This window comes from Paenarthrobacter sp. YIM B13468 (assembly GCF_042788025.1).
GTDB lineage: Bacteria > Actinomycetota > Actinomycetes > Actinomycetales > Micrococcaceae > Arthrobacter > Arthrobacter aromaticivorans.
This window is the reverse complement of the sequence record NZ_JBHZPI010000010.1, coordinates 123,908-135,433: the sequence shown is the minus strand read 5'-3', so window position 1 is coordinate 135,433 and position 11,526 is coordinate 123,908. Positions and strand designations below refer to the sequence as shown.

Below are 11,526 nucleotides of genomic sequence, written 5' to 3'. Positions count from 1 at the left end.
CTTGCGGGCCGTTTTGGGGAACAGGCCCTAACTCCGGTACCCTATTTCAGTTGGTGACGTGTCCGAGCGGCCGAAGGTGCAACACTCGAAATGTTGTTTGGTGTAAAAGCCAACGTGGGTTCAAATCCCACCGTCACCGCGAATGAGAAAGGCCCTGCTTCCCTTTGTTTATGAGGGATGCGGGGCCTTTGCTTTGCCCGGAGGCATGCCAGCCGTCTGTGACGAACTCCGGGCGGCTCCTTTAAGGCAGCTGCAACAGGAGCGGATTGACCGGCTTGAACCGCAGCAATCGGATGGTTTGCGCGAGGATGGCGATGCGGAAAATCAAGCTGAGGACGTTGGGCATCTCCCCTGTGGTGGTTACGACGTCAACAACGTTGATGATGCCAAGGACGAGCTCAAGTCCCACCAAGACCAGCGCCGCGACCAAGGGAGCTTTGGAATTGCTGCGCCGGGTGGCAACGTTCCAGATTCCAACGGCCAGCAGGAAAGCCGTCAAAATTACGTTCTGAGCATCTGCCATTATCAGTTCGGCTCTCTCACCCTCGCTGAAAGCAGCGATTTCTGAGCCAGTTCCGCCATACGCCTGCCACAGCAGCAGCACCCACGCCAGGCCGATAAAAATCAAACCGAGGCCGACAACGGTCCGCCCATTGCGGGATCTCTTCGCTTCAAGGACGCCGGTTTCTGTCTTTGATGGAGCAGGAGACTGCGGAAACTGCATGCTCATATCGGACCCCTGAGGATTCCAGGGAGTACACGATGCGCCCCCATCGAGAACAATGTAGCAGCCTGCGTCTTCTGTCCACGGCCCGGACTGTCCAAAGGGGACCTAGGCTTGCCGCGAGACATGATGCATGGCTGATTAGCCGCGCTCATACGGGCGTTAGCTACACAAACTTCATAGCCGCGATGTGTTGTGCCACGTAGTTAAGGCCGTCATCCATCTTGGTTTGCCAACTCAATGTTGCCGATCGAAGGTCCCCTGAACTGATGGCTTCAAAAATCTCTGTATTCTGTTCCAGGATCTTCTCGGGTGAGAACGCGTAGCGCGCCCCGATGACGGCAAAGTGCATGAAGGCCTGCTTGGTGAGGGTCTCCAGCATGGCCGGTATCCGGTTCAGGCCTGAGGCCTCAAACACTGCGATCTGGAAATCCATGTCCAGGTAGTGCGCTTTGGTGATGTCATCGCGGCGAACGCACTGAGCCAAATCTTCCAATAGCTTTTCGATCCGTGAGCGGCTTTCGGGAGTCCACCGGCTTGCTGCCCGCACCGCGATCGCCCCCAGCGCCCGGCGGGCCATGTAAGTCTCCGATGCGTCCTCAAGGGACGGAATCCTCACAACTATTGAGTCGGACCTCGCAGCGGTTACCAAGCCGTCTTCAGTGAGTGCACGAACGGAGGCACGGACATCCCTGACCGGCACACCCAGGAGGCGGCTTAGCTTTCCCACGGTAATTTCGCTTTCACCGGAGAACGCTCCGTCCACCAGGCCCTGGCGGAGTGCCGCCAGAATGTCCTCGTCCAGGCCGCTTCCGGATTCCAGGAACATGATCTTGTCGCCGCTGGAACCTCTTGGAGCCGCTGGGGACTCCGGACGGTCAGCGGTCCAGATGAACTTATCCCCGGGACCCTGATGCCAGCGGCGAAGCCGCCACTCCAGATCGACGAGCAGCGGCCCGGTTGACGTTTCGGTCAGCAGATCCAGGGCCGCGACCAATCTCTGCCATTGCCAGGCGCTGGCGAAGCGCGCTGTGGGCCGCACACCATCGGGCACAGCAAAGCCACCACTTACCAGGATCATGGCTCCGGCAAGACTATGCCCCTTGGACTCCAGCGACGTCCACAAACCACTGCTGCTGACCGATTCCGGTTTCTGCTCGTCGTTCCGCAGCAGATCCGCGGCCAGCACCGCCCGCAGTCTTCGCCTGCTGCTGGCGGCCAGGCCGGCCGCGTGCTGGGCACGCGATGTACGGGACGGTTTCAAGACCAAGCAGGACCCACTGCGGCCAACGGCAAATCCAACCAATACCATCCGGCGTTCCGCCAGCTTGGCCCGAATCTCGTCGGTTGCCGCTTCAGGTGCCGAAAACTCCTGCCAGGTGCGGGCTACGAGCGATTGGCTCACGCCGACGGCCTCAGCGACGAGGCGGCTGGAACTCTTGGTTGACTGCATCCAGAGCGGGGCCGTCAATATAGCCCTTTTGAGCTCCTGACGATCCATGGCAGTTCCCATGCCAGCAAGTGTAGGTCGACACTGCCACTGACTCAAAGACTCATTTCTGAGCAGATTCTTCCTGAAGTGTTCCCACCATGCCCGGCCTGGCCAATCATTGTGACAACAGATCCGGGCACCAACGATAACCCGGGCCATGTACCAACCAATTCCCTAGGAGAGCACATGTACGATGTCGCCATCATTGGCGGAGGCCCAGCCGGGCTGGCCGCTGCTTACAATCTTGAGCGCGCAGGCCAAAGAGTTGTGCTCCTGGAGGAAACAGGACGGCTGGGAGGGCGCGCAAAAACCGTTGATATTGCCGGCGAACCGGTCAACGTGGGAGCGATGTTCGTCTACACCGGCACGGCCTCGCATGAGCTGGCCACTGAACTGGGCGTACCGCTGGTTCCTTTCGAACCCACCACTTTCGGAATCCATGTAGACGGCGAAACCGTGGTCTCGGGCGACAACCATCACCTGGTGGACCAACTTCCCCTCACAGAGGAATCCCGCAACGGACTGCGGTCATTCATTGAACGCGCAACCTCCGAATACTACGCCAACACTGCGGACGGGCAGCTTCGCCCGTCCACGCCCGGCTTTGGCGACCAATCTGCCCAGTCCCGCATCAACGACCTGCCCCTGGACGTCCAGGAAATCCTCACTGCAGCCATTCGGGGTGGATCGGTTGCTCATCCCGCCGAACTCAGCGCAACGTACGCCCTGCGATATTTCGCCAGTTACCTGGTCCGGGAAAAGAAGAACCGAATGGTCTCCTTGGGAGGCATGCAGGCCATTCCCGTGGCGCTCGCCCGCTCCCTGGAAAGCACCGAAGTGCGCATGCATCACCGTGTTGACTCCATTCACCAGAACGGCGACGGCATGTGGTCACTGGATGTCTTCACCAACGACGCAGCCGATGGTGGCTCCGGGGCAGAACACACGGCGAAACAGCAGTTGACCGCACGGCATGTTGTCCTGGCGGTTCCCGCTCCACGGATTGCCGGTATGGTCCAGTTGCCTGAGTGGAAAACGGAGGCCCTGGAGGCGGTGCAGACTCCCGGCTCAACGGAACTCGGCATTGTGGTGGACATCAGCGCACCCGAGCTTGCCGCCATTGACGACTGGGCATTCATCGCCACCGCCGGCCGCGTCTTCGATGTGGTGATCAACCCGAGGCCGGGCCGCAAGGATGGAACGGCCCAATTCGTCTGCTACGGAAATTCAGCCGGGTACATCGAGGAAGCCAATGACCACTCGTCCGGTGTGCTGGAGCAGTGGATCGAGGATTTCCTGACGGTGGCACCGCAGCTGCGCGGGCACATCCTGGGAGCCGAAATCCAGTCATGGGAGCATTGCTTCTCCCTGCTCACACCCACACGGGCCGCGGCACTCCCGGCACTCCAGGCCCCCGTTAACAACACCCTTCACTTTGCAGGCGACTACTCGTCGGAGACTGCAGGGACGCACGGGGCCTATACAGAGGCCAAGCGCGTGAGCCGCGCCATTCTCAGCACTGTTCCCGCCGACGTGTCTAGTCCTGACAAATCTTCGCGCATCCTATTGCCTTAATCATTCAATGATGTATTCTTTAGTTGTGAGCAGCGCCACACATATATGCGGCGCACCTCACACCCACCCCGATTGGGCGTCGGTGGGACCACGGATCAGGAACAGGCCAATTCGGCCTCCGCAGGGAGACGGAAGCGTCAGCGAACCCGTCTACGGCTCAAAGCGTCAGCAAATCGAAGGAACCAATAAAAATGAGCTTCAGTTTTGGCACAAAGGCTCCCCCGACCGCACTCTCGGGTGAGGTTGAGGTCTCCGGGCTCGGTAAGAGCTACGGCGTCATCAAGGTGTTGTCGGATGTAAATCTCTCCATGGCCGAGGGCGAAGTGGTCTCCATCATCGGCCCCTCCGGCGCCGGTAAGAGCACGTTCCTGCGCTGCTTGAACTACCTGGAAACACCATCCGAGGGCACCATCGCGATCGGCGGGGCCCGCGTTGTTGCCGGCGGGAAACTGCCGGACAAGACAAGCCTGGACCACCTCCGCCGCGTCACGGGCATGGTGTTCCAAAGCTTCAACCTCTTTCCCCACCTGACCGTAATGGAGAACATCACCTTGCCCCAACGCAAGGTCCTCGGCGCATCCAAGGAACAAGCCGAGGAAGTCGCAAACCGGCTCCTGCAGCGGGTCGGACTGCCGGAAAAGGCAAAGGCCTACCCGGCGAGGCTCTCGGGCGGGCAGCAACAACGCATCGCGATCGCCCGGGCCCTGGCCCTGTCCCCGAAAGTCATGCTCTTCGACGAACCTACGTCCGCCCTGGACCCCGAAATCGGCCTCGAAGTCCTCGCCGTTATGCGCGACCTCGCCGATGAGGGCATGACCATGCTGGTGGTGACCCACGAGATGCACTTCGCCAGGGATGTCTCGGACCGGATCATGGTCATGGGCAACGGCGGGGTCCTTGAAATCGGACCCAGCGAACAGGTCATGTCCCAACCTGAGAATGAACGCACCCGGCAGTTCCTCAAGGCTGTGCTGGACCGGTGAGGCAGCGATGATCATGCAACTGTTGTCCTCGATCGCCCAAGGCGTCGGACTCACCCTCTACGTCACCGGCGCCTCGTTGCTGTTCGGCGGCATCATCGGCCTGGTCCTGGTGGGCGCTGTTCGCTCACCGATCGCGATCATCCGCACCGTCGCCACGGTCTACGTCAACGTGGTGCGGGTCATCCCACCGATCACTTGGCTGTTCCTGATCTACTTCGGCCTGCCCCAATACGCTCTCAGGTTGTCCACCATCCAGGCGGCCATCATCGGTTTCTCCATCATCGCCTCGGCGTTCATGGCCGAAATCTACCGCTCCGGCCTGCTGAGCATCCCCGACGGCCAGCGCGAAGCCGCCCACGCCCTCGGGCTAAGCGCCGTCACCACCGTGGGGCACATCATCACCCCGCAGGCCTTCCGGGTAGCGCTGCCGGCCATCGCCACCTACGGCATCGGCCTGCTCAAGGACTCCGCCCTGGCCTCCACCATCGGCGTCCGGGAGATCACCTACTACGCCCAACAGTCAGCCAAGCAAACCCATGAAGGGCTGCTCTCGTTCGTCGTTGCCGGCGCGCTCTACATCATCATCAGCCTCATCGTCGCCCTCGTTGCCCGCCGGGTGGACCTGAAACTGCGCCGCAAGATCGGAGTCGTGTGATGGACATGATCACCCAATGGCTCGGCTGGTTGCCGAACCTCGCGCCGGGGCTTTCCGTCAGCCTCCAACTGACCGGGCTAGCCCTACTCATCGGCTTCCCGTTCGGCCTGCTTCTGGCCGTCATGGCCGAATCAAAAGTCGCACCCTTCCAATGGATCTCGTTCCTGTTCGTGGAGGTCGGGCGGGGCCTGCCGGCCCTGGTGCTGCTGTACCTGCTCTACTTCAGCCTCCCCGACGCCGGCATCACCCTGACCTCCCTAACCACAGCGATCATCGCCCTGTCCTGGAACACCGGAGCCTACGCCTCCGAATATTTCCGCGCCGGACTCGCCGCCGTGCCCCTAGGCCAAAAAGAAGCCGCCCTCACCTCCGGCCTGCGCGGCTGGACCGGGTTCCGCATCGTCATCCTCCCCCAAGCCCTCAGGATTTCCACCCCACCACTGGCAGGGCTCGCCGTGCTCGTCTTCCAAGGCAGCGCCCTCGCCTTCGTCATCGCCGTCCCCGAACTCATGTCCAAAGCCTTCGAAATCGGCTCCATCACCTTCGAATACCTCAGCGTCTACACCCTGACTGCCGTGATCTATGGAACCCTGACCCTCGTCTTCCTCGGCGCCGTCAAAATCCTCGAACTACGCCTCGGCCGCCACCTGCTCCGCAACTAACCCACCCCAAACCCCTGAACCCCAACACCCATCAAAGAAAGAGACACCATGTCGCGAACTCCCCTTCCCCTCGTGCGCGCACTGTCCGCCGGCACCGTCGCCGGCATGCTCGCACTGTCACTGGCCGCCTGCGGCGGATCCAACGCCGCCAGCAGCGGGTCCGACTGCACGCCCGCACACAAAGACCTCAAAACCATCACCGACGGCGAACTCACCGTCGCCAGCTACGACTACGCACCCGCCACCATCCTCGACGGTGACAACGTCACCGGAATGGAAGGCGACCTGATCAACCAGATCGCCAAGCTCGAATGCCTCAAAGTCACCGTCAGCACCTCCGGCGGAGCAGGCGCAGTCATCCCCTCCGTACAGTCAAAGCGCGTCGACATCGGATCCGGTAACTGGCTGCGCACCAAGGAACGGAAGAAGATCGTCTACCTGAGCACCCCACTCTGGAGCGACCCCCAAGCCATCGTGTCGAAAACGGGCCTCACCAGCGACCAGCTGGAAGGCAAGAAAATCGGCTCGGTCGCTGGCAACCTTTGGAATGACAGCATGCAGAAGTGGCTCGGAGACAACTTCAAGATCTACCAGGATGACGAATCCATCTACGGCGACCTCAAAGCCGGCCGCATCGACGCCCTGGTGGCCTCCTCCGCATCCGCCAAATACCGGTTCAAGGATGCCCCCATCGAAGGCGCCACGGTAGTGGACGTGAAGCCGAACGCCAACGTCCCTCAGTTCGCATCCGTCGGACAGGTCATGCTGCCGTCAGCCCTGGACAACGAAGCCCTCGGCAAGGCACTGGATGAGGACATCGAAAAGCTCCGTAAAGACGGCAGCATCAAGAAGATCCTGGAGAAGTACGGGATCGACCCCGCTGTTGGCGATCCTGGGGCGCCCAGCGAGCTCTGACAAGGACCCTTAAACAAAAAGACCAGAACGACGCCGGGTTCCATCCGGCGTCGTTCTGGCGTTTAAAGCCAGCGTTAGGCGCTGGCTATTTACTGGCGATCGCCACGGACTTCGCAGGCGCCCGCGGCACGGACTGCCAGCCGCGGATCAGCAGCCGCATCGACAATGGCGAGAGGTCCTGTGGCCTCAGGAACACCCGGAAGTTGACGGACGGTGCGCAGACGAAGAAGCGCTATGGCAGAAATCAGGAACCAGGCGATATTCGTGACGACGGAGGGCCAGGCTTCGTGGAACGCCCCATTGATGATGAATGCGCAAGCGCCAAGGAGGTTTGCGGTCTGAAAGACCCTGCCGGCCTTTAGCCAGCCCATGGAGACCGACAAATATGCAGCCAGTATCGCGAACGCCCCTGCCCAGCCGGACAACTCCAAGAGCAGTTCCATTTCGTTCCTCTCAAAGTGGCGACGCCGCCACCTGACTCGGGTGATTCATTTCTTGAGGGGTAGAAAGAGAACGTGCACCCCGGAGTGTTCCGGGATGCACGTTCTCTTTTCTGTCGGGTTGGGTTCTGCTCAGCCCCGGTTGTACATCACATGCTTGGTCCGGGAGAAGTCCTCCAGGGCGTAAATGGACAGATCCCGGCCGTAACCGGAGCCCTTAAAGCCACCCCAGGGAACCTCGTTGGCAATGATTAGATGGGAGTTAACCCAGACGGTTCCGAAGTCGAGCTGGCGCGGTACGGTCAGCGACCGTGATGCGCTGCTGGTCCACACCGATGCCGCGAGTCCGTAGACGGTCTCATTGGCGCGGGTGATGGCTTCCTCATCGGTGCTGAAGGTCTCCACGGACACGACGGGTCCGAAGATTTCCGTGTAGGTGATGGGTGCACCGGCAGGGACATTGGTCACCACAGTGGGTTCGATGAAATAGCCGGGTCCCTCGAGAGCGTTGCCGCCAACGGCGATGGTGTGGCCGTCCTTGCGGACGTCTTCCAGCGCTGCGAGGACGCGATCGTAGTGGGACTTGGAGATCATGGAGCCAATTTCAGCGTCGACTCCGGGTGCGCCAACGGTAATGGCGCTGATTTCCTTGACGAGCAGGTCGGTGAATTTCTCTGCGACGGATTCGTGCACCAGGACGCGGCAGGCAGATCCACATTCCTGCCCGCCGTTCCAGAATCCTGCGGAACGGACACCTTCGGCAGCTGCCTGCAGGTCGGCGTCGTCAAACACCACCACGGGTGCCTTGCCGCCGAGTTCCAGGTGGACGCGTTTGACCGTCGACGCGGCGTTGGCGGCCACCTTCTGGCCACTGCCAACGCTGCCGGTGATGGCAACAAGATCGACGTCGGGGTGCTCGGAGAGGCGGTTACCCACCACCCGCCCGGGGCCGGTAACAATATTTACGACGCCGGCAGGAACCTCGCCTGCGATCAGCTCAGCGAGCTTCAACGTAGTCAGCGGCGTCTGCTCCGAGGGCTTGAGCACCAGGGTGTTGCCCGCAGCAAGGATGGGCGCGATCTTCCAGACAGCCATCAGCAGCGGGTAGTTCCATGGTGTGATCACACCGACCACACCCACCGGCTCGCGGAACACCACGGAGGTGTGGTTTTCCGCGTAGTCGCCGGCACCCAAAGCAGTGAAGGCCCGGGCAGCGCCGGCGGAGAAACGGAAGGTGTCGATGGCACTGGAGATGTCATCTTCGGCCACGGCGGCTGGTTTGCCCGTGTTGGCGGCTTCCAGGTTTTCCAGGAGCGCGCGGTTTTCCTCGACGATGTCCGCGATCCGCAGCAGGATCGTCGAGCGATCCTTCGGCGTCTTCGCTGCCCACTCCGCCTTGGCCGCTACAGCAGCCGCCACTGCGGCGTCGACGTCTTCCAGGGAGCCGGCGGGCACCCGGGTGATGACTTCCTCGGTCGCCGGATTGACGACATCGACCGTTTCCTCTGACGTGGAAGCCACGAAGCTGCCGCCGATGAACTGGCCGAAGGGCGGAAGCGACGGAGCCGGGAAGGTACCCCCGCGACGGACGGTGAACTGGGATGTTTCTGTGGTGGTCATGGTGTGCTCAATTCATTTGCGTTGGGGCTACTTGACGGCGGCGGCAGACTTTTCGTTCTGGTGCTCCCAGAAGTCGGCTCCCTCGATGCCGAGCGCCTTCGGATCGAAGGTGGGATCCAGTCCGACCTTGCGTTGGCGTTCGTAGTCGAGGTAGATCTTGCGGACCAACGGGAAGAGGAACGCCAGGCAGATGAGGTTGACCCAGGCGATGAGGCCCAGCCCGATGTCGCCCGCGGCCCAGATGAGTTTTGCGTTGACGATCGAACCGATGAACACGATGGCCAGGGTTCCGATCTTCAGGATGTTCTTCCAACCGGTCCCGGTCCTGCCATCCAGCAGGTACAGGAGGTTGGAGTTGGCCACGTAGAAGTAGGCCAGGAGGCACGTGAAACCGAAGAGCAAAACTGCGACGGCGACGAAGCCGGCGCCCCAGCCCGGGAGCATCGTGTCGATGGCTTCCTGGACCCAGTTGGCTCCGGGAGGAACACCGGGAATGTTGTTCGCCAGGAAGCCGCCGGCGCCATCGGAGACGTTGTACTTGCCCGAAACCACCATCATCAGGCCCGTGGCCATGCAGATCAGCAGCACGTCGATGTAGATGCTGAAGGTCTGGACCAGGCCCTGCTTGCCGGGGTGGGACGTACGTGCCGCCGCAGCCGCGAACGTGGCCTCTCCGAGGCCGTTCGAGGAAGCGAATACCGCGCGGCGGACACCCCAGGCTACTGCCGCGCCGGCGATGCCACCCATGACGGGGTGGATGCCGACGGCCGACTGGAAGATCAGGACAACTGCTTCCGGGACCTTGTCCACGTTGATGGCGATGACCGCCAAGGCCAGGAGCAGGTAACCGATAGCCAGGACAGGGACCAGTCCCTGGGTGACCTTGACGACGCGGGTGGTGCCGCCGATGATCACGAGGCCGATCAGTACGGTGACGAGGATGGCCGGTGCCCAGGTGGGCAGGCTGAAGGCTTTCTCGGCGCTGGCGGCGATGGTGTTCACCTGCAGGCCGGGGAAAACGAAGCCGTACCCGATCACACCGAGGACCGCGACGATCGCGCCAACTTTCGGGAGCTTCAAACCGTACTTGATGTAGTAGGGCATGCCGCCGATGTCCTCGTTGGCCTTCTTCCGGTCCTCATCTAGGACCTGGCGCTTGAAGGCCTGGGACAGTGCGGCTTCCGCGTATCCCACGGTGCAGCCAACCAATCCGGTGACAGCCATCCACACCAGGGCGCCGGGGCCTCCGGCACTGACCGCAGTGGCCACACCGGCGATGCTGCCCACGCCAACACGGCTGGCCAAGGCAAGAACCAAGGCCTGGAACGAGGACAAGCCGCCATCGCCGTGTTCAGCTTCCTTAAGCTGGCGCAGCATGTCCGGAATCCTCCGGAACTGGATGCCCTTGGTAGCTACCGAGTATGCGATACCGAGCCCTAGGACCACGTAGGCCATGGGCGCCCAGATCGCGTCGGAAACGCTGGACAAGAACTCCGCAAAATCGAAGTCACCCATGCGTTATCCGATGTTCTGCTTGATGGAGGACAACTTCGCCAGAGCCTGCTCAACTTTGGCGAGCTGATCGGCGTCGAGCTCTGCCGTGGGCCGCTTCGGCGCTCCAGCGGGAAGGCCCTGGAGGGTGAGGCCTGCCTTGACGGCCGGGATGAACGGTGAGGTCAGCAGTGCGTCGATGACGGGGTACACGTTCTTCCACAGTTCGCGGGCACCGGCAAGGTCGCCGTCGTTGATCCGGCGGGTAACGGCCACGATCTCGTCAGGGACCACGTTGGCGGTACCGGCCATGACGCCTGCCGCGCCTTCCACGAGGGCGCTGTACAGGTACGCATCCCAGCCGATGAAGGTCCCGATGACGTCGCTGTGGTGGTGGATGAGTTGGAGTGCCTGCTCCCAGTTGGCGCTGGAGTCCTTGATGTAGCGGATGTTCTCCACTTCTTCGGCAAGGGCGCGGACCGTCGCGGGGTCCAGGTTGACACCTGTGACTGGCGGGATGTTGTAGAGCATCACGGGGATGCTGACCGAGCGGGCCACGTCCTTGATGTAGGTGACGGTCTCTTCCAGTGTCAGCGGCTCGTAATAGGGGGTGATGAGCATCAGCACGTCGGCACCCAACTGCTCAGCTGCCTTGGACAGGCGGATTGCTTCCGCGGTGGACGTGGCACCGGTGTTCGCAATGACGGGGACACGGCCGTTGGCCTGCTCGATGACCGTCTTGATGAGCAGGAGGCGTTCCTCAGAGGACAGTGCACCAACCTCACCGGTGGAGCCTGCTGCGACGACGCCGTTGACACCTGCGTCGATGGAGCGGTCAACGATCTTGCGCAGGGTGTCGACGTCGATCGTCTCGTCGTGGTTGAACGGGGTGGAGAGGGCGGTGAGTACGCCGCGGAGTTCGCTGGACATGGGGTGTTTCCTCTTTCAGTACGTGGGTTGGTGGTTTAG

At 61.7% G+C, this 11,526-nt stretch carries 11 protein-coding genes and 1 tRNA gene; 6 read left to right on the top strand and 6 right to left on the bottom strand.

Annotation, left to right across the window (positions count from 1 at the left end; translation table 11 throughout):
* Positions 1 to 52: 52 nt before the first annotated feature.
* A tRNA-Ser gene (locus tag ACFX4T_RS11665) sits at positions 53 to 139 on the top strand.
* 102 nt (positions 140 to 241) lie between these two features.
* Here the strand turns inward: ACFX4T_RS11665 and ACFX4T_RS11660 are convergent.
* Together ACFX4T_RS11660 and ACFX4T_RS11655 are read right to left on the bottom strand one after the other, a co-directional pair.
* Positions 242 to 730, bottom strand: coding sequence for a hypothetical protein (locus tag ACFX4T_RS11660; RefSeq protein ID WP_223947948.1), 489 nt, complete (start codon positions 728 to 730; stop codon positions 242 to 244).
* Positions 731 to 890: 160 nt separating this feature from the next.
* Positions 891 to 2,237, bottom strand: a complete 1,347-nt coding sequence (locus ACFX4T_RS11655; RefSeq protein WP_377651983.1) for a GntR family transcriptional regulator — start codon at positions 2,235 to 2,237, stop codon at positions 891 to 893.
* Between the two features lie 165 nt (positions 2,238 to 2,402).
* On the opposite strand from ACFX4T_RS11655, the gene ACFX4T_RS11650 reads away from it, so the two are divergent.
* From ACFX4T_RS11650 to ACFX4T_RS11630, 5 genes are all read left to right on the top strand, one after another.
* A complete protein-coding gene (locus ACFX4T_RS11650; protein ID WP_377651982.1) occupies positions 2,403 to 3,791 on the top strand; it encodes a flavin monoamine oxidase family protein in 1,389 nt (462 codons plus the stop codon).
* 191 nt (positions 3,792 to 3,982) lie between these two features.
* A complete protein-coding gene (locus ACFX4T_RS11645) occupies positions 3,983 to 4,774 on the top strand; it encodes an amino acid ABC transporter ATP-binding protein (protein WP_377651980.1) in 792 nt (263 codons plus the stop codon).
* A gap of 7 nt (positions 4,775 to 4,781) precedes the next feature.
* Complete coding sequence (locus tag ACFX4T_RS11640; RefSeq protein ID WP_377651978.1) at positions 4,782 to 5,429, top strand: amino acid ABC transporter permease; 648 nt, start codon at positions 4,782 to 4,784, stop codon at positions 5,427 to 5,429.
* A complete protein-coding gene (locus ACFX4T_RS11635; RefSeq protein WP_377651976.1) occupies positions 5,429 to 6,091 on the top strand; it encodes an amino acid ABC transporter permease in 663 nt (220 codons plus the stop codon). The genes ACFX4T_RS11640 and ACFX4T_RS11635 overlap by 1 nt, the downstream gene beginning before the upstream one ends.
* A gap of 48 nt (positions 6,092 to 6,139) precedes the next feature.
* The gene (locus tag ACFX4T_RS11630) at positions 6,140 to 7,006 is read left to right on the top strand and encodes a substrate-binding periplasmic protein (RefSeq protein WP_377651974.1); all 867 of its coding nucleotides are present in this window, start codon (positions 6,140 to 6,142) and stop codon (positions 7,004 to 7,006) included.
* An 89-nt stretch (positions 7,007 to 7,095) separates the two neighbouring features.
* Here ACFX4T_RS11630 and ACFX4T_RS11625 read toward each other — a convergent pair whose 3' ends face one another.
* The 4 genes from ACFX4T_RS11625 to dapA all read right to left on the bottom strand — a co-directional run bounded on the left by ACFX4T_RS11625 (position 7,096) and on the right by dapA (position 11,487).
* Positions 7,096 to 7,449 (bottom strand): hypothetical protein, encoded by a 354-nt coding sequence (locus ACFX4T_RS11625; RefSeq protein ID WP_377651972.1) that lies wholly within the window; start codon positions 7,447 to 7,449, stop codon positions 7,096 to 7,098.
* Between the two features lie 129 nt (positions 7,450 to 7,578).
* On the bottom strand, positions 7,579 to 9,066 hold the full coding sequence (locus ACFX4T_RS11620; RefSeq protein ID WP_377651970.1) for an aldehyde dehydrogenase family protein: 1,488 nt from the start codon (positions 9,064 to 9,066) through the stop codon (positions 7,579 to 7,581).
* Between the two features lie 27 nt (positions 9,067 to 9,093).
* On the bottom strand, positions 9,094 to 10,581 hold the full coding sequence (locus ACFX4T_RS11615; protein WP_377651968.1) for an alanine/glycine:cation symporter family protein: 1,488 nt from the start codon (positions 10,579 to 10,581) through the stop codon (positions 9,094 to 9,096).
* 3 nt (positions 10,582 to 10,584) lie between these two features.
* Positions 10,585 to 11,487, bottom strand: coding sequence for a 4-hydroxy-tetrahydrodipicolinate synthase (gene dapA / locus ACFX4T_RS11610; RefSeq protein WP_377651966.1), 903 nt, complete (start codon positions 11,485 to 11,487; stop codon positions 10,585 to 10,587).
* Positions 11,488 to 11,526: the final 39 nt, after the last annotated feature.